Below are 18,595 nucleotides of genomic sequence, written 5' to 3' on the forward strand. Positions count from 1 at the left end.
CGCCGGCCGCGATCATCTCGTCCGAGATCCACGACACTATCACCGCTGCCGCTGTGGCCGCATTTGGAGGGCAGGCGCCCAATGACACTTCTCGATAAATACGCCGGCCAGCTAGGCGGCAAGCGCATCGGCAACCGCATCGTCTGCCCCGGTCCTGGCCATAGCCGCGCCGACCGCAGCCTGTCGGTGTATTTCGCCACAGACGGCAGCTTCACCACCCACTCATTTGCCGGCGACGATTTTGCTGCATGCCGGGACCACGTGAAAGCCGTTCTCGGCTTGGACGATCGCGAACCGCAGCCGCTGCCGCTGGAACCCGTCCGGCCGCTCGACAAGCGCGCGCAGAGCGCCAAGGCCATGCGCATATGGTCCGAAGCCGTGCCAATCGCCGGAACGCTGGCCGAAGCCTATCTCGCCAGCCGCGGCCTGGCCTATGACGGCGACGCGCTTCGCTTCCACCCGTCATGCCCCTTTGGCAAGGACCGGCATCCGGCCATGCTCGGTCTCATGACCGACATCCTCACCAACGAGCCCACCGGCATCCACCGGACCGCATTGCTAGCCGATGGCAGCGGCAAGGCTGCGCCCGGAAAGCAAATGATGGGCCGCGCCAAATACGCCGTGGTACGGCTGTCACCGGACGAAACCGTGACGCATGGCCTTGCCGTCGCCGAAGGCATAGAGACCGCCTTGGCGGCGCTATTCCGACCGATCTGGGCCTGCCTCTCGGCCGGCACGATGTCTGCGTTCCCAGCCCTGTCCGGTATCGAGTCTGTTACCATTTTTGCGGACCACGACCCTGCAGGCGTCAAGGCGGCAAATGACTGCGGCAAGCGCTGGCACGAAGCCGGGCGCGAGGTGCATATGGTCATGCCTGCGCAGGCAGGCAGCGATATGGCGGAGGTGATCAATGCCGCCGCTTAAGCGCATCGTGAACACCCCCGAAAAGCCGTTCGAGCCGCTTGTGGCTGCGAATGATAACGGCGGCAACACCCCAGCCATCGCTATGGTGCCGGCACTGGATTTTGATGAGACCGAGATCCCGCTACGGCAATGGATCATCCCTGGACTGCTCATCAGGCGCCATCTTTCGGTACTGGTGGCCCCACCGGGCGCCGGAAAGTCGTTGCTTACATTACAGCTGGCGCTGGCAACCGCACGCGGTGAAGAGTGGGGCGGTTTCGTGCCGCGCTATCCAAGCCGAGTCTTGGTCGTCAACTCAGAGGACGATGTGGATGAAATGCGGCGCCGACTGGCTGCGAGCGTTCGATCCATGGGCATCAACAAGGGCGACATTGCAGATCGGATTTTTCTGGCTGATGATCCCTCATCAATTGTAGTGGCACGAACGGACCCAAAGTCGAAAACGGTGACACGTATGCCGCTGGTCGACGAGCTCATTGCGGCCGTGCGGCAGCAGCGCATCGACGTTCTGGTCGTGGACCCATTCGCGGAAACCTTCGAAGGTGACGAGAACAGCAACAGCGAGGTCAAATGGGCTGCGGCAATCTGGCGTGAAGTCGCTCGTCAAACTGACTGCGCCGTCTTGCTGGTGCACCACGTTAGCAAGGCTGGTTCGTCCTCGCCCGGCGACATGAATGCTGCTCGAGGCGGCGGTGCCCTTGTGGGTGTTGCGCGCTCGGTCTCCACGCTGTTCGCCATGTCCGAAGGCGACGCAAAGGTCATGGGGGTTGAGGATCGCGAGCGGCATATGTTTGTTCGGTTCGATGACGCCAAAGCCAACCTGACGCTGGTTACTGGACAGGCCAAGTGGTTCCGCAAGGAGACGGTCCGCCTCAACAACGGCACGGCCACTCAACACGGTGATGACGTTGGCGTGCTCCACCCATGGCAGCCCCCTTCAGTCATGGAGGGCCTGACCATTGCCACCATCAATCTCATCCTGGACGACTTGTCGGCCGGCTTTGTGGATGAGCATGGCGAGGTCACCGGCGTGCCGTGTTCCTACACTGACACGAAGCGAGGCCCACGATGGGGTGGCCATGTCGTAATTCGCCATTGCGAAATGGAGCCCGCGAGAGCGGCGAAGGTGCTCAAGACGTGGAAGGATAACGGCGTCATTGATGAGGTCACCTTCTACGACGAAGCCGACCGAAAGGACAAAAAGGGCATCCGCGTCATCGAGGCGAACCGGCCCGGAAAGTCCATGAACTGATCTGCTCCACCACCAAATTTTGGTGGAGCACTGGTGGAGCAAATCGAGCCGGCAAACGGTCTGCTCCACCACCAATTTCGCCTATAGTAAAAAGTGGTGGTGGAGCACACTCCACCCACCGACTTGCTCCGGTGGAGCATCGGTGGCGCGCACCGACTTTTTCCTGGCGGCGATCAAGGCGAACATCCGAGGATGAACGGGAGGAAACTCATGACCACCAAACGCGCCGCCAATCCCGCGGCAACCACCGACCGCCCGTTCCGAGGCCGCCGCATGACATGGCAGGAGTTCTGGCAGCTGCGCCCGGATCGCCGGCCGGCGAATGACAATCCTGCCAGCCTGGCCAAGACGCATAGCAAAAACAAAAGGGACACCCGAGGGTGCCCCTTCTATTCGGGAACAGGTCCCTAGAGCAATCTAGACCAATAGATGAGCACCGAAGCCAGACCGGGGTGAATCATCAACCCCAACTCGACCCGATACCACTTAGTGGCACCAGACTGCCCGGCTTCGAGACGGCAGAAGCGAACATGTCGCGCTCCCTTCTCGTAGTGCGCGAGGGTCCCTTCCGGTAGCCGCCATCGCACATTAGGCCAGGTCGAAGGGCACGTGTTTTCCGCCTTGGGTCTGCCCTTCAGTACACCGCGCGGCTATTCCGTTGGCCGTCGTGCGGCCATAAAAATGAAATGGGTGAACCTTCTGCGCATTTCAAGAGGCCCCGGAGGGGGTATGTCAGCTTCCCTGAACACCGGTTTCCACGACCGCCGCGGTAAGCATTATTGTTCGCAACCAAAATCGGAAATTCGGCCCCGCCCGATTTGACCAGCGCCAGCCAGCGCCACAAGAGACGGTTGCCACCATGAATTCGTGGTGGGTCGACACATATATTCGAGCCAGAAGCGGCCGAAGAGCCGCCGGCAATTCTTGAGGACACCCGATGCAATCGCTGCTTTCCGCGGTCGTGGCTGGCCGCCATGATGACTTAGGACCCTACCGATCGGCTCTTGCCTGGTTTGCCCATGCCATTGAGATAGACCCCACCCCACTCGGCGCCGCCAACGATAACACCACCACGCCTAAAGTCCGGGACACCAAGCTCGCGGATGACGGTGGCTACGCGCGTGAACTTCTCCGAGCGCTGCCGGAGCCAGATGGGCATGATCAGGAGGGCTTCCCAATATGGACCCCGCCCCTGCCACCCATCAGCGAGTGGGGCAAACTCAAGTTCGCCACCCGCGCCTATCAGGACGTCCAGTTTGTCATGGTCAAAGGCGAGCTGGAGGCCAGGAACTTTCGCGTTCCGAAAGGAGCACTGACGCATGTCTGGGGCAGGAAACTTGAGCAAGAAACCGGTCGAACGCGGCAATCGGAAGCCGAATTCGAAGTGAAGGCGCGCCAAACCACGCTGGACTGGCTGTGTCAGATGCTGGGCGCCATTCCGTCCGGCAATCCGAAGAAATCGATGCGCCGCCGCCCCAAGCAACCACCGATCGACCGCCAGGCCTTTGCCCATTTGAGAGGTGGCACACTGGCAGAGGCGCGCGCAGCGGTCGGACTTCCGCATGCCGATCCACTTCCTGCCGGCTTGCCTTATGGCCCCCAGCCAGAACGGCTTTTCTCTGGGCTGCTCGCTGGTCGAGGAAGCCGAGTGGATGGCATGGGTGAATCCAGTCGCGTGCGCCGCAGCGACCCGGAAACCTATACAGTCGAGGAAGCCGCTCTGGACCGCATAACGGTCGATCAGTTCCAAGCCACCGAACCCGACCACTTCAACATATTGATGGGCGCCGCGGCCGTACGGTCCATGAGCGCTCTAGTTCCGGCGAATGACAACAAAATGGGTAAGCGCCGGCTGACGGCCGCGGCGCTGGCGTTGCAGGAATTTCTAGCGGCGTAGCCCAAAAACCGAGATCAGCCGCCCAATAGAGAATGAAGGGATGTCCTCCCTGCACTTTAGCCCAGCCAAGCGCTGGGCTTCTTTTTGTCCACCACCCTGAAAAACTGAAAATCTAGGAGGCCACCCGTGCCAACTATCACCGCCGCCTTGGCCGCCTTCGAGCGCCATCTCGGCTTCCCACAATCCCGGAGCCGCACGATTGCTCGTCGTCTGCAAGAGGCCGGCATTCTTCCGCTTGGCTCGTCCGGCTCAAAACCTGAGATCAATGACGACGGCTTTATCGCTCTGTTCCTGGCCTTGGCCGGCGACACGACGCTTCACGAGGCCGCACCGCGTGTTGATCGCCTGTTTGCGATGACCCCAGGCGGTGCATCGCTCGAAGGCGCGCCAGCATCCATCCCTACGGCCCGCCGCTCCCTGCTGGACCTGATCGAAACAGCGCTGGTCGACGAAGACCTGCCCACGGCGATCGAAGTCGTCAGCAATTTCGATGAACTCGCGATCACATGGCCCGGTGAAATCGTCGAGCGCTTCCAACCGACTGGAGCGATCGCCGGACATTGGCAGGTCACCTCGCACCGGCGCGCCTGCATTGTCACCGGCTCGGCCTTCGCTAAGGCCATCCGCGCAACATTCTCGAGGATCTGACATGGCCCTGATGAAGAAGCAGGCACCGTTCGAAGCGCCGACAATGGCGGAAACCGACACCGACTACGCCGCCCGCGTTGAGCGACTAGGGACCCTCAACGCTGCACTTTCTAGCCTTCGCCAGGAGCAGCGCCGCATCGAACGTGAACTGGCAGACACCCCAGCACCGGCTGTCCGGCCATCCGTCGCGGCCCTGTTGGGCGATGAAACCGTCGACGCTCGCACTGCCCTGCGATCGCGCCTGGCCGAGGTCAACAGGTCGATTTCAGACCATGATGCGGCGGTTACCCTGCAAAAGGCCCGCGTCGAGGAAGCCCGCGGCCGGGCATCTCTGGCGGTGTGCGAGGCCGTGAAAGCTGAATACGGCATGCGCGTTGCAGCGATGGTCACGGCCCTCGAAGCAGCCCATGAAGCTCGCCTCGATCTCCGCCGACTGGTGGATGACCTCGAGGCCGATGGCGTGTCCTGGACGCGGCTTGGTGTCTTTGAACCTGTTTGGCTGGGCGACGCTCGCGACGGTCATGTTCAGCGGATTGCTCGAGAAGCGAAGGCGGCTGGTTATGTCTAAAAACGAGATGAACACCGACATTGCGGATGATCAGACAAAACGGCGCCCCGGTTGGTCGTGGCTGAAACTACCTGGCCAGGCAGCAAGGTACTGCCGTTCTGATCCATACGAAGTGGCGAAGGAGCTACGCGAGAACATCGCCAAGAGAAAACGGGGGCGTAGCATTGGCCGCAATTAGTGGGTATGCCGCACGATTTAACAGCGATGCCGTCATTGGCGACTATTTCGTGGAGCGCCTGCACCCCAAGTGCTTTGACAGCGCGTTGAAGGAGAAAGCGGACGTTCGCTGTCTGCTGGACCATGACACGGGGCGCGTGTTGGGAAGGACCAAATCAGGCACGCTCAAGCTGCGAGTCGACCGCATTGGACTGTATTTCAATGTCGACATCGATGATACCACTCCAGATGGCCAGACCGCTCTCGGCCTGGTGGGTCGTGGAGACCTTTCGGGGTGCTCATTTGGGTTTCGTGTGAAGTCCCAGGAGTGGGATGAGTCTGGCGACATGCCAGTGCGCACCATCCTCGACCTTGACCTCTACGAAGTCAGCATTGTGGCATTCCCTGCCTATGACGACACCGTCGCGGCGTTGGTCCAGGAAGCGGGAAACCGGAGCGCGTCGGTCGCGCGTGCCAAGGCGGCAATGCGCCGCCGGGGCATTGCGGTATGATTGTCGTGGAATGCTACCGCTTGATCGGCATGGACGGTGGCACTGTTGAGCGCGACTTCATGTGGCAGGAAACATTGTACCGCGCCGGCAACACCCAACCAGTGCCGCCAGACGATGGCGAGTATGAACTGCAGGTTGAGACCTATGGCGATGTGTACCTTGCTGTTGGCAAGTCCCCTGATGCCTCCACGGAGCCGCGCGAATTGATTGTTTCGCGGGACACCGCACTGCTCCCTGCCGATGCTGGCGACCGCTTGGCGTGGCGCAAGGCTTAGGGAGGGGTGGGTCAGCTTCGGAAAGAACTGATTTTCCCACACCGCGCGCCCCCTAACGTGCGCAAGAACCCAATTCAAAATATGAGGGTCAAATGGCACGGCCACGCAAACCCACCCACATGCTGCGTCTGTCTGGCCAACTGGACAGGCGGCCGGCGCGCTATGCTGACCGCCGGAATGAACCGGCTATCACTGATCCGATTGGCTCGGCGCCGGACAATCTGTCACCGGCAGAGACGGCCGTTTGGGGCGAGCTGTCCGGCTATGGCGTCTGGCTGACGGCCGGAGACCGGCTCATTTTGGAAATCGCCGTTCGGCTGTTTCACCAGTTCCGGACCGGTGATGGACGGAATGCTTCAAAGCTTATCACGGCACTGTCGAAGCTCGGATTTAGCCCAACGGATCGGAGCAAGGTCGGCGCGCCCGGTAGCCGGGATGAGCCGGTAGATCCGTTCGCAGAGTTTGGGTAGTAAAACCGTCTCATGGTCATTGTTTGGAACCCAACCTACGTCCCAAGGGTTGAAACATGGCTGACCAAACACAAATTTATGTACGGAGAACTCTCCGTACATAAAAATTTTACCGCTTGTCAAGCATTCTGTTGACCGATAACGCTGAGCGCAAAAGAGCTGAATTTGACAGACTCGGACAGGGCCATGGATCTGCAGAAGATCATCGAAGACACGATCACAAAGGATTTTGACAACATCAAGATTCTTAGCGTCAATGTCGCTCGTGATGTCGACTTTGAAGGCGATGAGGTTCTGAAGATCGAAGTAGTCTTTGAAGGCACGCGCAAAGACATCGACGCACGCAAAGTATCGGGAGCAGTTCGGCATGTGCGCCCCCATCTGAGCGCGATCGGCGAGATGGCGTTCCCTCTTTTGTCTTTTGTCGCAAACAGCGATCGAGGGCGTACGGAACTTGCTCCCGCATGATCTGATAAAGACGGCCCGCTGTTTGGCAGAGAATGGCTCGGGCAAGCCGAGGCAAACTAACCTTCATCGCGCGACGAGCACCGCCTACTACGCAATGTTCCATGCGTTGGCGCGATGCTGTGCAGATCTATTGGTTGGTGGGACTGGTGCAGAGCGAAGCAGCTCCGCTTGGAAACAAGTCTATCGCTCTTTAAGTCATGGCCCCGCCAAAAAAGCCTGCGAGTCAAAAACTCTAGAGAAATTTCCTCAAGAGATTCAAGATTTTGCCTACATGTTCAGGCAAATGCAGCTGAAGCGGCATACTGCAGATTACGACCCGACAGCCAGGACGCACAAGTCGACCGTACTCGTCGACATCGACGCCGTCGAAGCAGCTATCAAAGACTTTGCGGCGGTGGCCATTAAGGATCGCCGTGCATTTGCTGCATTTGTGCTTTTCCCCGAGAGGAGTGCTTAACGCAATCTTAACGCTTGCTCGCTATTCGGATATTGGAGTAGGGTGACGCCCATCGCCGACTTATCTACCGTCTAGGTGGCCAACCGATTACGACGGATATGAACGGCAGTGTTCGCGAACGAACTCCCAACGTCCAAAACGGTAACGCATGTAAGAGCATACGTGTACCGACTTAGGCCAGTGGCAAACAACCATCTGTCACTCCTTGATTGGCAAGTTGAAGCTTGCTGCTCGCGGATTGCGCCATTGCGGTCCGCACTTGGAGTGCTTTGACGCGATGGACAGTTGGATGACGATGGGCATCGGCCAATAAATACAGTCGATGCTCTAATTCTGCAACTAAAGATCTGCCGCCCACACAAAAAACCCGCCCTCGCCGGCGGGTTTTTCATTTTCCGGAGACAACATGACCACTCCCCAACCGCCGGCTCCGGCCGCGGAACGCCAACTCGCGCCCGAAGAAATCGCCGCCGACCGCATCCTGGCAGAAACTGTCGCCTTCCTGGTGGCTGCGTCTGGTCGGGTAGAAGTCGCAGCAATGTTGCGCTCGATGGCTGCCCACCTCGAGGCGCCTGGTGGCCGATAAAATCCAAACGCTGCTGGTGAGCCTCGAAGCTCGCATCTCGCAATATGACGCAACCATGCGCAAGGCGATGCAGCAAACCGACAGGTCGGCGAAGACGATTGAGAGCCGCTTTGCTAGAATGAACAAGAGCGTGGTCTCGTCGTTCGGGGCCATGGCCAAGGGACTCGCAGGCCCGCTTGTCGCCCTTGGCGTGGGTGGCCTGATCAGCCAGGTCGGACAGGTGGCGTCCGCCGTCGCCAGTGTGGGTGATGAGGCTAAGCGCGCCGGCGTCGGTATCGAGGCCTTCCAAGAACTAGGCTACGTCGCGCGGCAGAATCGCATTGGTATGGACGCCCTAACGGACGGCCTCAAGGAGCTGTCCCTGCGTGCCGACGAGTTTATCGTCACCAGCGCTGGGCCGGCCGCCGAGGCATTCCAGCGTCTCGGCTTCACCGCGGAAGAACTCAAGGCAAAGCTTCAAGACCCATCGGCCCTGTTCTCCGAAATCATTGGCAAACTTGGCCGGCTCGACCAGGCAGCCCAAATCCGGATTGCCGACGAGATTTTCGGAGGCACCGGCGGCGAAAAGTTTGTGCAGCTCATTGAGCAGGGCGAGGACGGCATTCGCGACACGATCAAGCAGGCTCGCGATTTGGGCGTCGTGATGTCGGAAGACCTCGTCGACAATGCTGCCGAGCTAGACCGAAAATTCCAAGCCGTGTCTGAAACCGTCGGCACGGCGCTGAAGGGCGCCGTCGTCGAGGCCGCCACGGCTATGTCGAACTTCCTGACTGGATTCCAGGAGTTCATTGATTATCCCAACACCCTCAAGGCCGGCGCCAACCAATCATTTTTCGACCAGATGACGCCCGACCAGCGAAACCAGTTCCGGCTGGACGTGCAGCTCAGCGGCATCCGCAAGCCTGCCGACGTCTACGCGGCTTTCGGCCTCAACCCCGACGGCACGTTCAAGATCGAGCCGCCGGAAGTGCCCGCGTCACCCAAGACCAGCGGCACCACGAGTGCCGGCAGTCGAGACAACTTCGCCGACGCAGTTGCTGGCATGCGCGAGCGTATTGATGCGCTGAAGGCCGAGACAGCCGTCATGCGCGAGCTTGGGCCGATGGTCGGCGAATTCACCGATGCACTGCCCTTGGGAGAAGCCGCATGAGCGCATTGCTTGCAACGCGATATGGCGACCATATCGAGATGGCCGCTGACGGTGCCACGTTCGACCAAACAGGCACCTTGGTCGCCAAGACAGACAAGCTCCGAAAGGCACCCAATGCACCGTTGGTGGTTGGTGGTTGCGGCGGCAATGATGAAATCGACGCACTGTCCCGCCTGGTGATCTCGGCCACAATGGGCGGCACCGTAGACCAGGCCATCCAGTGGCTGGGACGGGTACTGCCAGACCGACCAGAAGTCACGTCGCCGATTCCGTTTGAACTGGTCATCGGCTGCATATCCGAAAAGGATGGGCCGCAGATTTGGCGCTTCCGGAGCCTGCGGCTGGACGACACCAGCATCCCGGCATTGCGGTTCGAATGGCGCGAAAACGTTGCCCTTGGGCCGGAGTTGTCCGCCGATGAAATATTAGCCGCCGGCTACAATCGAGACGACTTCCGGCTCACTTCCACAGGCATGATGCAGGCCATGCGTGCCAAGCGGTGCAGCCCGCCGTTTCTGGGCAAGGTCGAGCCGGGCCACTACGTCGGAGTGCATGTTGATCATGCCGTCATCTCGGCTAGCGGCGTGACGGTCGATCGGGTCATTGAGTGGGCTGACGTGGTGGGGGAGTCTATCCGGGCTTAGACGCAAAAATGCGGAACGCCGCTCAACGGCAAGAACCGGAGCGGCGTTCTCAAATAAGGTGCGGGATTCGAACCCGCGAGACGCCTTTCGACGCCCGCCCGATTTTCAATCAGGTGCCTTCAACCACTCGAGCCAACCTTCCATTCCACTGCCCGAAGGCTGGGTGGACCGGCAATATGAATGACCGGTCCAAAAGGATCAACCCGAGTTAGCTCGCCGCGAACACGATGCCGCAGTTCTTAACGCGGTTCACTTGCTCGATGGCCTGCATTTCGCCTTTGAGGCGAGCCACTTCGGCAGCGTCAGCACCGTCACCCTTCATGAAGAACAGTGCCGGCCAGAACAGCACCACGCCAACGGTCGTCATGGCTGCGTCTTGGCCTCGGTTGGATTCCTGCTTACCGAATGCCGCGGCAGCACGGGCGGAGACGCCTTCCGCCTCGTTGCGCAGTTGCTGGCAGGTCAAATTCTCATACAGCGTGGTCGAAACATAGGCCGGCGCGATGTCCTTCGGCGGCGTCGCGCAGGCAGCAAGCATTGAAACCGCGCCGAGCGCGACAATAGACTTCTTCAACATTGGTAGTCCCCCAAAAGCAATTCCGGGAGATTGCCGCCGAACCTATTGATGGGCAAGAAAAAAGTTAACCCATCGTTAAACATTGGGACAAATCCCAATGATCTCGGCCGCATCTACCAGCCGGCTCGATCGACCCACCCACACCGCCCGCCCTTGTGCGGGCTTTTCATTTTGGAGGTCATATTGACCAACCTAGACACCAGCACTCCCGGACTGCTCAAGCCAACCGTCACGGCGGCCGCAATGATTTCACAAGCGACCGGCACAGCAATCGGCAACTTTGGGGAGAACGGCGGCTCGCTATCGCTTCTGTTCGACGGCACCACGAATGCTGGGGTCGCGGGCTCAGCGGTTACAAACTCCGCCACTTCGGGGAAATACTTCGGCAAGACCTATTCGGGCGGGCAGTCGGTCAGCAAGGCGCGGGTCTATGGTCGGAACGATGCCGGCTATCTGAACTCCGGCACTGGTGAGACCGTCACCATCGAGTTGTGCTGGAAAGATGGGGCCGCGCCGAACTCGACCGCATCGGACGTGACTGTCGCCGGTTCGGTCTCCTTCACTGAGGTGGACACCACCAACATGCAGGAGATCACCAGCAACACGACTGCTCCGCATGATCACTGGGTGCTTCGGTTCTCGCGTACGGGGACGGCCAATGCCATGTTCGCTGTCGAAGGCGAGTTCTACGGGCTGCCAACCACCAACAACCTAAGCGTGTCGTCTGTCGCCTTCACCGCAGCCACAGAGCCAACCAGAATGAAGGCGCTGTTCCGCGTGAAGGAGGTTGATACCGCCGTGGCTGGCACTGACTACACGTTCGAGTGCAGCCGGGACGGTGGCGCGACGTATACCACGATGGCTCTGACCGAACTCTACACCTCGGCCTCGCCAACGGCCGGAATGCGTGTAGTAGAGGCTGCCGAAACCGATGTTTCAGGCCAGCCCTCAGGCACTTCTCCGCGCTGGCGGTTCAAGACGCTCAACAACAAGATGGTCGAACTGCACGACGCCTATTTCTATTGGGATTGAGCGATGACCACCATTGTCGTCAAGGCATTTGCCGACCGGGTCGAAATCCTTTCGGATGGTGGGCTGACCAACAGTGTCAGCGGCGCTTTCCAACTGCTCGAAAAGGTCAACAAGGTGACGGGGTCGATCTGGGCTCCGATTGCTGTCGCTGGCACCGGCCCGACTAGCTACAGCAAGCGCGTTGCCGACGCGGTGACCAATTGGTCGCGCGCTGCCGGCGGTTCGGTCGATGCCACGATTGAGCGGGTGCGGGAAGAGTTGGCAAGGCAACGCAAGGATGCCGGCCCGCCGCTGCAGCCGTCTCGCATGCTCCTAGCCGGAATTTCGGAGACGAAAGGCCCTTGCGTTTGGGAGTTCGTCAATTATGCCGGCACGACGCCTGCGCCGTGGACCCTGGCGGAGCATGGCCAGTGCATTCGACTGTTTGGCTCGCATCCGACTCCCGAAGAAGAGGCGGCGCTCGACGACATCACAACGCTGGCTGACTACGTCCCGGTCATGGATGCATTCCGGGCGCGCTGGCGCCGCCAGTGCAACAGTCATGTCGACCTTACGACGATCTGGCCCTACGGCGTCGAAACGCGACGGTTGCGCGTGTGGGATGAGGATGTGATCGGTGCGCCGATGGTGAGTGTCGATGAGTGGCTGGCAAGCGGCAGCGGCGTGATCGTCGAGGAGGATGTGGCCGGCGCGGGTGATTGACACCCATCCTGCGCCAGCCGAGCAGGAAGCAATCGAGAGCGCAGAGGAGTAGTTGGCCGAGATCTAAAGGATCCGAGTCAGAACCTTCAAGACGAATTGTCGCGAAGGCCCAAACTCACGCGGTGGATCGGGAAGCGGGTACTTCACGGGGTCAGGAGCATGTCTCGCGCAATTTGCCATTTGCCAGACTTTCGTCCACTCCGACCAATCACTCCCGATAACCTTTGCGGCGGGCTTGTTACCTCCCAGAAGTCTCTGGGCCAGCTCCATGGATTTGTACAGGTCGAACCAGTTGTCTGCACGCGCCAAGTGGGCGAAGAGATCGCTCTTAAGGCTGTCGGACTCGGCGTCAGAAATCCACTTCTGCATTCGGGATGGCTCGGTAGACTCTTTCTTGCCAGTTATGATCCTAACGCGCACTCGCCCTAGGGAGAGCGTCATTTTTGCGCTTATTGGGACCACAACGGGCTGCTTGTTCCCTGCGTCACCAAATCTGAAGACGGTTCCGGTTTTAAACGGGCGCGCATCGGGCTGTATCAGCAAAGCTTGCCCGTGCAGCAAGCCGACTAGCCTCTCCGCGTCTCGAATAACATCAGCGCCCTCATTGAATGCGGACCATTGCTTCGATCGCAGCAGGTAAACCAGCTTCCCCTCGTTTTCGTACGTTTCGATCCAGGGGCTAGAAGGTGGTTTTAGCCATTCAGCCAAGTCCTCAAGGTCTACTTTTTCACCTTCGATGCTGACGGCCCAACCGGGCGAGTTTGTCATCAGAGAACCACTCCCGGCTCGTAATCCCGCCTCAAACCTTCGACCGGCGCCAGCCGGCCGCGCTAGTCATGATCCGGGTTCATCTGTTCCCACTTCTCCCATGTCAGTGGCTCGTCATTGGCAGGTGTGTTCAAGCCGCTGATGCGGTCCAGTTTCGCATCGATCGCTTTTTTGTCCCACCTGGCAAGTCCAGGGATTGGCCCTGGCAGTGCGCCATTGGCTACGAGGCGGCTAAAGCCGGATCTGCTATAGCCACAGTAGGAAGCCGCCTGCTCGCGTGTCAGGAGGCGTGGTTCATCTTGGTTCTTTGACATAGTCCTTGGATGCCTCACGCGCGCGAACGCCGCAACCCTAAATCGGTTGCACGGTCAAGCAGAAATAGTGAACCATCCACCCCTGCAAGGGAGGATTTTCACTTTTCGTTAAGTAACGGATCGGTAGGGTGGAAAGCGGAGCTTCACAACTCCCGCGATCGGCCCTGCAAGGCCTATTGCATCCAGAGCGTCGTAAGTCCCTGCAAGGACCGGAGACGAAAAACACCATGCCGACTTCACGTCGGCGTGACCGGCATCCTTATGCCGGGAGTCCGACCGCCATGCAAGACCCTTTCGAGGGAAAAGCGGCCGGGCGTGTTCTCTGGACGCGTTGTGAAGCTCCCGGTGCCAGGCCGACCCTGGTGCGGCCTTCACAAGCCGATCCGGAGTGCAACCATGACCGAATCCAAGATCGTCCCTATCCGCGACGTCATGCCAATAGGCAAACCAGTCGCACCGCCCAGACCATGCGCGGCCAATACGCCCGTGACCTGGGGCGAGCTCTACTTGCTGTTCAGCGAGACCCATCCTGACCTGGCCGAAGTGGTGCTGGACAAGATCGTCGAGCTCGACGCTGCGGCTGTCGCGTAGCCCTACCCCAACGAGCTTATGAAACAACTTAGGGCGCCAATGGCGCCCTTTGCGTATTCTCTTGTAATTTCAGGTAGTTACAAGAAGGCTTTGGTGGGTGCACAAGGACTCGAACCTTGGACCCGCTGATTAAGAGTCAGCTGCTCTACCATCTGAGCTATGCACCCGGGGGCTTTTGAAGCACGCCGGCACCAAAGTGGCGCCTCTCTAGCAGGGCGATTCCGCCCTGTCCAGCACCGAAATCCAGATTGTGTGGATAATGTTCGGGGCGCTCGTCCGTCCCCGATCGTGGCGCCCGGCCAGTGAGCCGGGCGTCCAATGCCTACTGGCGTCGATGACGATAATCGTCCAGTTCCAGCACGTTGCTGGATGGTTGGGGCCTTTCTGGCCGGGACTCGTCGAGCAATCCGATGGTACGTTCAATGATGTGGCGTAATTGCCGTGATCGCTGGTCCGTCCCCTGCAGGATGGTGGCGGCACGCTGCAAATGATCACGCGCTAGCACGTAGGTGGGAGGCACGCGCAGTCTCCTTAAGATGAAAATGGTCGCAGAATCGCCTGGGTGGCGCAGCACCAAGGTGGGCCGCCATAGTTCTCCACTCCTTGCTCGCTTTGCCTGCATTTGAGGCAAACTGTGCGGAAATCCCTTCCGCCCGGAGAGCGCCTGAACCCGGGGTTTTGGCTCCTGGCAAGCGGTACGGTCACTGTGCAAAACTTCGGGGCAACAAATTCGTGCGCGAGCAACACATCTTCCACGCGCCGCTCATCGCGGTAAGATCGCACCGGAATCGTAGCTCAAGGTCTAGAAGTGTCCCACCCACCTTTCACCGCCGTCGTCGAGACCTTGCCTGAAACAGTGCCCTTCGTTGGGCCGGAGGCTATCGAACGTCGCACCGGAATACGCACCCGCGCCCGGATCGGAGCCAACGAATCGGGATTCGGCCCCAGCCCAAGGGTTATCGCCGCCCTGCGTGAGGCTGCGCCCGAAGTCTGGACCTATCCGGATCCCGAGAACTACGAACTGCGCAGGGCCCTCGCCGCGCATCTGGGCATCGGCAGCGAAGAGGTCACCATTTCCGAAGGCATCGACGGACTGATGGGTCTGTTGGTGCGCCTCTTCATCGCCCCTGGCGACATCGTCGTGACCTCTCTGGGCGCTTACCCGACCTTCAACTACCACGTGGTCGGCTTCGGTGGTGACCTGCGCTTTGTGCCCTATGCCGGCGTGCACGAAGACCCCGAAGCCCTTGCCGCCAAGGCACGGGAAGTCGATGCGAGAATGGTCTACCTGGCCAATCCGGACAATCCCATGGGCTCGTTCTGGCCGGCGGCGGACATCGCCCGCTTCATCGACGCAGTACCCGAATCCTGCCTCATCGTTCTCGATGAGGCCTATATGGAGACTGCGCCGGAGGTGCCACTGCCGCTCGACACCAACCGCCCCAACCTGTTGCGTCTGCGCACCTTCTCCAAGGCCTATGGCATGGCCGGCCTGCGCTGTGGCTACGCCATCGGGCATCGTCGGCTGATCGGCGCCTTCAATCGCATCCGCAACCATTTTGGCGTCAACAAACAGGCCCAGGTGGCCGCGCTCGCCGCCCTGGCCGACCAGGACTATTTGCGCTGGGCCGTCGACGCCATCGCGGGGGCCCGCACGCGCATCGCATCCATTGCGGCGGACAACGGTCTCCGCGCCCTGCCCTCGGCCACCAATTTCGTTGCCGTCGACTGTGGACGGGACGGGCCCTTTGCCGTTGCGGTACTGGAGGCCCTGGCCGAGCAGGGGGTGTTCGTCCGCAAGCCGTCGGCGCCCGGGCTCGATCAGCATATCCGCATCAGCGCCGGTCCGGACCAGGCGCTCGACATCCTGGCCGAGGCCATGCCGTTAGCGATCGAGCGCGCTCAGCGCGCGGGATAGAGCCCCACTTCGGCGCGCAAATAGCGATGATTGGAGCCGAAGCTGTCCTCGCCCGCAGCGATCTGGAGAATACGCGCATTGCCACGGGTGAACATGTTGTCGATGGGAACGCCCAAAGGACCGGCAATGACAGGCCATGTGGCCGGATGGGTCGGCGCCGGCGCCAGCCCCGCCTCGCGCGCAAGGGCCTCGAGCGTGTCGGACCAGGGGGCCGCATTGAAGTCGCCGGAGATGATCAGGTCACCCTCCAGCCGCCCCAATATGCGAAGGAACTGTTCCGTCTCGGCCCATGAGGCATAGTCGAAATAGGGTTTTGAATAGTGAACGCCGACCACGGTGACCGGCACCCCGTCCTTCTCGATGCGGGCCGTGAGCAAACGCTCAAAGCGGAACGGCCACATGCGATGGATTTGCCCGTCCAGGATCGGGTATTTTGAATGGATCGAAAGGTCACAGGCCGCCCCTGGCCCCGTGCAGCCGACGCGATAGGGCAGGACGGTCGCGATTTCGTCGAGATAGTCCTCGATGCCCGGCGTCTCCATGATCACCGCAACATCCGGCGACGTTTCGACAATATAGCGCGCGGCCTCCTCGGCGCGGAGATTGCCGGTGAGCACATTGTAGCTCAGCACGTCCAGCGTCGTCGCCGGCCCGCCCGGCAGTGGCTCATCGCGCCGGGCATGCATTTCCATCAGCTGGACCGCGCCATGTGTTGCGGCCGCACCTAGCAGGAACAGGAAAATCAGTGCCCGCCAGCGCAGCCCCGCCACCAGCATGACGACAAGCAGCGCCAGCCCCCCGGCAATGATATGAAAGCGCAGGCTCTGCAGCAGCAATTCGCCCGGCAGGCCCGGCGTAATCGTTGCCAGCAGCAGCAGGACAACAACCACGCCCGCCAGGACGAGCAGCCCGCCGCGGAGTTCGGAAAGATTGACCATGCTGCGCTGTCCCCGATCCCAAAACCGATCGGTCAAAGGCTAGACCAGTTTCCCGCCGGCCGCACAAGCCTTGCTCATGCGGATCAGGCCTGCCCCTCGGGCAAGCCACCCGGACGACTGCCCGGATGGCCAAAAATGGAAGCCTAGCCGGCCAGGGCGCCTTGCGCCGAGGCCCCGCGCTCGATCATGACGCGGTTGAGGGCGTTGAGATAGGCGCGGGCCGAGGCCACCAGCGTATCCGGCTCGGCGGCATTGCCCGACGCGATGCGGCCATTCATCTCGAGACGCACATGAGCCGAGGCCTGCGCGTCGGTGCCGCCGGTCACGCCGTCGACCGCGTACAGCACCAGGTGCGGGTCCTGGCCGGAGGCGGCCTTGATGGCGTTGAAAATCGCGTCCACCGAACCGGTCCCCTCGAAGGACACTTTTGATTCCTCACCGTCAATGGTGACAGTCAGGTCGCAGCGATGCACGCCGCCGGTCTTGGAGACAACCTCCATATCGACCAGCCGGATGCGATCACCAACCGAACCAACCTCGTCATCGACCAGGGCGATGATATCGGCGTCGTAGACATGCTTCTTGCGGTCCGCCAGGTCCTTGAAGCGCTGGAAAGCTTCCTGGAAGGCATTGTCGCCCAGCTCGTAGCCCAGTTCCTTGAGCTTGTCCTTGAAGGCAGCGCGACCCGAATGCTTGCCCATGACCAAGGTCGTCTCCTTGATGCCGACGCTGGCCGGGGTCATGATCTCGTAGGTCTCGGCGTTCTTGAGCATGCCGTCCTGATGGATGCCGCTCTCATGGGCAAAGGCGTTCTTGCCCACGATGGCCTTATTGTACTGCACCGGAAAATTGGACGCTGCCGAAACGATGCGGCTGGCCCGCGAGAGCTGGGTGCTGTCGATCTCGGTGTAATAGGGCATGGCGTCGCCACGCGTGCGCAGCGCCATCACCACTTCTTCCAGAGCCGCATTGCCGGCCCGCTCGCCCAGGCCATTGATCGTGCATTCGATCTGCCGCGCGCCACCGGCCACCCCCGCCAGCGAATTGGCGACGGCCATGCCCAGATCGTCATGGCAGTGCACCGAGAAGATCGCCTTGTCGGCGCCCGGCACGCTCTCGATGATGGTCTTGAACATGCGGAAATGCTCTTCGGGCACTGCGTAGCCCACCGTATCTGGCAGGTTGATCGTCGTCGCGCCAGCCTTGATGGCCGTGTCGACACAGCGTTTGAGGAATTCGATCGGGGTGCGCGTGGCATCCATGGCCGACCATTCGACATCGTCGACCAGGTTGCGCGCCTGCGCCACGGTGCGGGCGATGATCTCGATGACCTCGTCCTCGGTCTTCTTCATCTGATGGGCCAGATGAATCGGCGAGGTCGAGACAAAGGTGTGAATGCGCCCCTTGCGGGCATGGCGCACAGCTTCGCCGGCGCGGTCGATATCGGCCGAGATGGCGCGCGCCAGGCCGGCCACCGTTGCCTTCTTGACCTGCTTGGCCACGGCCACCACGGCTTCGAAGTCACCATTGGAGGCGATAGGGAAGCCTGCCTCGATGATGTCGACGCCCATCTCGTCCAGCGCCTCGGCCACCTGGAGCTTTTCCTCCAGCGTCATCGTTGCACCGGGCGATTGCTCGCCATCGCGCAGCGTGGTGTCGAAGATGAAGACGCGTTCTTTGTTGCTGTCGACGGACATTTGCTTCTCTTGTTTCCTATCGGCCCCGAGGCAAAATCTCGCTGGACCGGA

Annotated in this window: 22 protein-coding genes and 2 tRNA genes; 18 read left to right on the forward strand and 6 right to left on the reverse strand. The window is 60.6% G+C overall.

Translation table 11 applies throughout. The features are described from left to right. Positions 1-81 precede the first annotated feature (81 nt). The 14 genes from K1X15_RS11750 to K1X15_RS11815 all read left to right on the forward strand — a co-directional run bounded on the left by K1X15_RS11750 (position 82) and on the right by K1X15_RS11815 (position 10,007). Entirely contained in the window at positions 82-924 is an 843-nt protein-coding gene (locus K1X15_RS11750) for a DUF7146 domain-containing protein (protein WP_220303788.1), read from the forward strand. After that, positions 911-2,176 (forward strand): AAA family ATPase, encoded by a 1,266-nt coding sequence (locus K1X15_RS11755; RefSeq protein ID WP_220303789.1) that lies wholly within the window; start codon positions 911-913, stop codon positions 2,174-2,176. The genes K1X15_RS11750 and K1X15_RS11755 overlap by 14 nt, the downstream gene beginning before the upstream one ends. Positions 2,177-2,386: 210 nt before the next feature. Further along, a complete protein-coding gene (locus K1X15_RS11760; protein WP_220303790.1) occupies positions 2,387-2,587 on the forward strand; it encodes a hypothetical protein in 201 nt (66 codons plus the stop codon). Between the two features lie 526 nt (positions 2,588-3,113). Further along, the gene (locus tag K1X15_RS11765) at positions 3,114-4,073 is read left to right on the forward strand and encodes a hypothetical protein (protein ID WP_220303791.1); all 960 of its coding nucleotides are present in this window, start codon (positions 3,114-3,116) and stop codon (positions 4,071-4,073) included. Between the two features lie 126 nt (positions 4,074-4,199). Beyond that, positions 4,200-4,721 (forward strand): hypothetical protein, encoded by a 522-nt coding sequence (locus K1X15_RS11770; protein WP_220303792.1) that lies wholly within the window; start codon positions 4,200-4,202, stop codon positions 4,719-4,721. A gap of 1 nt (position 4,722) precedes the next feature. Further along, complete coding sequence (locus K1X15_RS11775) at positions 4,723-5,289, forward strand: hypothetical protein (RefSeq protein WP_220303793.1); 567 nt, start codon at positions 4,723-4,725, stop codon at positions 5,287-5,289. Positions 5,290-5,453: 164 nt separating this feature from the next. Then, the gene (locus K1X15_RS11780; protein WP_240549472.1) at positions 5,454-5,957 is read left to right on the forward strand and encodes an HK97 family phage prohead protease; all 504 of its coding nucleotides are present in this window, start codon (positions 5,454-5,456) and stop codon (positions 5,955-5,957) included. Further along, a complete protein-coding gene (locus tag K1X15_RS11785) occupies positions 5,954-6,232 on the forward strand; it encodes a hypothetical protein (RefSeq protein ID WP_220303794.1) in 279 nt (92 codons plus the stop codon). The genes K1X15_RS11780 and K1X15_RS11785 overlap by 4 nt, the downstream gene beginning before the upstream one ends. Before the next feature lie 92 nt (positions 6,233-6,324). Further along, positions 6,325-6,702 (forward strand): hypothetical protein, encoded by a 378-nt coding sequence (locus tag K1X15_RS11790; RefSeq protein WP_220303795.1) that lies wholly within the window; start codon positions 6,325-6,327, stop codon positions 6,700-6,702. 186 nt (positions 6,703-6,888) lie between these two features. Next, on the forward strand, positions 6,889-7,170 hold the full coding sequence (locus K1X15_RS11795; RefSeq protein WP_220303796.1) for a hypothetical protein: 282 nt from the start codon (positions 6,889-6,891) through the stop codon (positions 7,168-7,170). A 22-nt stretch (positions 7,171-7,192) separates the two neighbouring features. Further along, the gene (locus tag K1X15_RS11800; RefSeq protein WP_240549473.1) at positions 7,193-7,627 is read left to right on the forward strand and encodes a hypothetical protein; all 435 of its coding nucleotides are present in this window, start codon (positions 7,193-7,195) and stop codon (positions 7,625-7,627) included. Between the two features lie 406 nt (positions 7,628-8,033). Then, complete coding sequence (locus K1X15_RS11805; RefSeq protein WP_220303798.1) at positions 8,034-8,213, forward strand: hypothetical protein; 180 nt, start codon at positions 8,034-8,036, stop codon at positions 8,211-8,213. Further along, positions 8,203-9,363 carry a phage tail tape measure protein gene (locus K1X15_RS11810; protein WP_220303799.1) on the forward strand — a complete coding sequence of 387 codons (1,161 nt, stop codon included), beginning with the start codon at positions 8,203-8,205 and terminating at the stop codon, positions 9,361-9,363. The genes K1X15_RS11805 and K1X15_RS11810 overlap by 11 nt, the downstream gene beginning before the upstream one ends. Further along, complete coding sequence (locus K1X15_RS11815) at positions 9,360-10,007, forward strand: hypothetical protein (RefSeq protein ID WP_220303800.1); 648 nt, start codon at positions 9,360-9,362, stop codon at positions 10,005-10,007. The genes K1X15_RS11810 and K1X15_RS11815 overlap by 4 nt, the downstream gene beginning before the upstream one ends. A 52-nt stretch (positions 10,008-10,059) precedes the next feature. On the opposite strand, the gene K1X15_RS11820 is transcribed toward K1X15_RS11815, so the two are convergent. Together K1X15_RS11820 and K1X15_RS11825 are read right to left on the reverse strand one after the other, a co-directional pair. Continuing rightward, positions 10,060-10,149 (reverse strand) — tRNA-Phe (locus K1X15_RS11820). A gap of 66 nt (positions 10,150-10,215) precedes the next feature. Beyond that, positions 10,216-10,584, reverse strand: a complete 369-nt coding sequence (locus tag K1X15_RS11825; protein WP_220303801.1) for a hypothetical protein — start codon at positions 10,582-10,584, stop codon at positions 10,216-10,218. Positions 10,585-10,767: 183 nt separating this feature from the next. On the opposite strand from K1X15_RS11825, the gene K1X15_RS11830 reads away from it, so the two are divergent. Continuing rightward, positions 10,768-11,616: a hypothetical protein gene (locus K1X15_RS11830; protein WP_220303802.1), complete on the forward strand. Its 849-nt coding sequence runs from the start codon at positions 10,768-10,770 to the stop codon at positions 11,614-11,616. Between the two features lie 3 nt (positions 11,617-11,619). Further along, entirely contained in the window at positions 11,620-12,318 is a 699-nt protein-coding gene (locus K1X15_RS11835) for a hypothetical protein (RefSeq protein ID WP_220303803.1), read from the forward strand. Positions 12,319-12,381: 63 nt separating this feature from the next. Here the strand turns inward: K1X15_RS11835 and K1X15_RS11840 are convergent, their stop codons facing one another. Next, entirely contained in the window at positions 12,382-13,086 is a 705-nt protein-coding gene (locus K1X15_RS11840; protein ID WP_220303805.1) for a hypothetical protein, read from the reverse strand. Positions 13,087-13,796: 710 nt separating this feature from the next. On the opposite strand from K1X15_RS11840, the gene K1X15_RS11845 reads away from it, so the two are divergent. Further along, positions 13,797-13,991 carry a hypothetical protein gene (locus tag K1X15_RS11845; protein WP_220303806.1) on the forward strand — a complete coding sequence of 65 codons (195 nt, stop codon included), beginning with the start codon at positions 13,797-13,799 and terminating at the stop codon, positions 13,989-13,991. Between the two features lie 91 nt (positions 13,992-14,082). Here K1X15_RS11845 and K1X15_RS11850 read toward each other — a convergent pair. After that, positions 14,083-14,158 (reverse strand) — tRNA-Lys (locus tag K1X15_RS11850). Between the two features lie 641 nt (positions 14,159-14,799). Here K1X15_RS11850 and K1X15_RS11855 point away from each other — a divergent pair. Continuing rightward, positions 14,800-15,909, forward strand: coding sequence for a pyridoxal phosphate-dependent aminotransferase (locus K1X15_RS11855; protein ID WP_220303808.1), 1,110 nt, complete (start codon positions 14,800-14,802; stop codon positions 15,907-15,909). Here the strand turns inward: K1X15_RS11855 and K1X15_RS11860 are convergent. Beyond that, positions 15,894-16,847 (reverse strand): endonuclease/exonuclease/phosphatase family protein, encoded by a 954-nt coding sequence (locus K1X15_RS11860; RefSeq protein WP_220303809.1) that lies wholly within the window; start codon positions 16,845-16,847, stop codon positions 15,894-15,896. The genes K1X15_RS11855 and K1X15_RS11860 overlap by 16 nt on opposite strands. A 143-nt stretch (positions 16,848-16,990) precedes the next feature. Further along, positions 16,991-18,544 carry a 2-isopropylmalate synthase gene (locus tag K1X15_RS11865; RefSeq protein ID WP_220303811.1) on the reverse strand — a complete coding sequence of 518 codons (1,554 nt, stop codon included), beginning with the start codon at positions 18,542-18,544 and terminating at the stop codon, positions 16,991-16,993. Positions 18,545-18,595 lie beyond the last annotated feature (51 nt).

The organism is Devosia salina, from assembly GCF_019504385.1.
Taxonomy (GTDB): domain Bacteria; phylum Pseudomonadota; class Alphaproteobacteria; order Rhizobiales; family Devosiaceae; genus Devosia; species Devosia salina.

Coding starts and splice junctions, on each gene's coding strand:
- K1X15_RS11750 (WP_220303788.1), top strand. CDS start 82: ATGACACTTCTCGATAAATACGCCGGCCAGCTAGGCGGCAAGCGCATC.
- K1X15_RS11755 (WP_220303789.1), top strand. CDS start 911: ATGCCGCCGCTTAAGCGCATCGTGAACACCCCCGAAAAGCCGTTCGAG.
- K1X15_RS11760 (WP_220303790.1), top strand. CDS start 2,387: ATGACCACCAAACGCGCCGCCAATCCCGCGGCAACCACCGACCGCCCG.
- K1X15_RS11765 (WP_220303791.1), top strand. CDS start 3,114: ATGCAATCGCTGCTTTCCGCGGTCGTGGCTGGCCGCCATGATGACTTA.
- K1X15_RS11775 (WP_220303793.1), top strand. CDS start 4,723: ATGGCCCTGATGAAGAAGCAGGCACCGTTCGAAGCGCCGACAATGGCG.
- K1X15_RS11785 (WP_220303794.1), top strand. CDS start 5,954: ATGATTGTCGTGGAATGCTACCGCTTGATCGGCATGGACGGTGGCACT.
- K1X15_RS11790 (WP_220303795.1), top strand. CDS start 6,325: ATGGCACGGCCACGCAAACCCACCCACATGCTGCGTCTGTCTGGCCAA.
- K1X15_RS11795 (WP_220303796.1), top strand. CDS start 6,889: ATGGATCTGCAGAAGATCATCGAAGACACGATCACAAAGGATTTTGAC.
- K1X15_RS11805 (WP_220303798.1), top strand. CDS start 8,034: ATGACCACTCCCCAACCGCCGGCTCCGGCCGCGGAACGCCAACTCGCG.
- K1X15_RS11815 (WP_220303800.1), top strand. CDS start 9,360: ATGAGCGCATTGCTTGCAACGCGATATGGCGACCATATCGAGATGGCC.
- K1X15_RS11825 (WP_220303801.1), bottom strand. CDS start 10,584: ATGTTGAAGAAGTCTATTGTCGCGCTCGGCGCGGTTTCAATGCTTGCT.
- K1X15_RS11835 (WP_220303803.1), top strand. CDS start 11,620: ATGACCACCATTGTCGTCAAGGCATTTGCCGACCGGGTCGAAATCCTT.
- K1X15_RS11840 (WP_220303805.1), bottom strand. CDS start 13,086: ATGACAAACTCGCCCGGTTGGGCCGTCAGCATCGAAGGTGAAAAAGTA.
- K1X15_RS11845 (WP_220303806.1), top strand. CDS start 13,797: ATGACCGAATCCAAGATCGTCCCTATCCGCGACGTCATGCCAATAGGC.
- K1X15_RS11860 (WP_220303809.1), bottom strand. CDS start 16,847: ATGGTCAATCTTTCCGAACTCCGCGGCGGGCTGCTCGTCCTGGCGGGC.
- K1X15_RS11865 (WP_220303811.1), bottom strand. CDS start 18,544: ATGTCCGTCGACAGCAACAAAGAACGCGTCTTCATCTTCGACACCACG.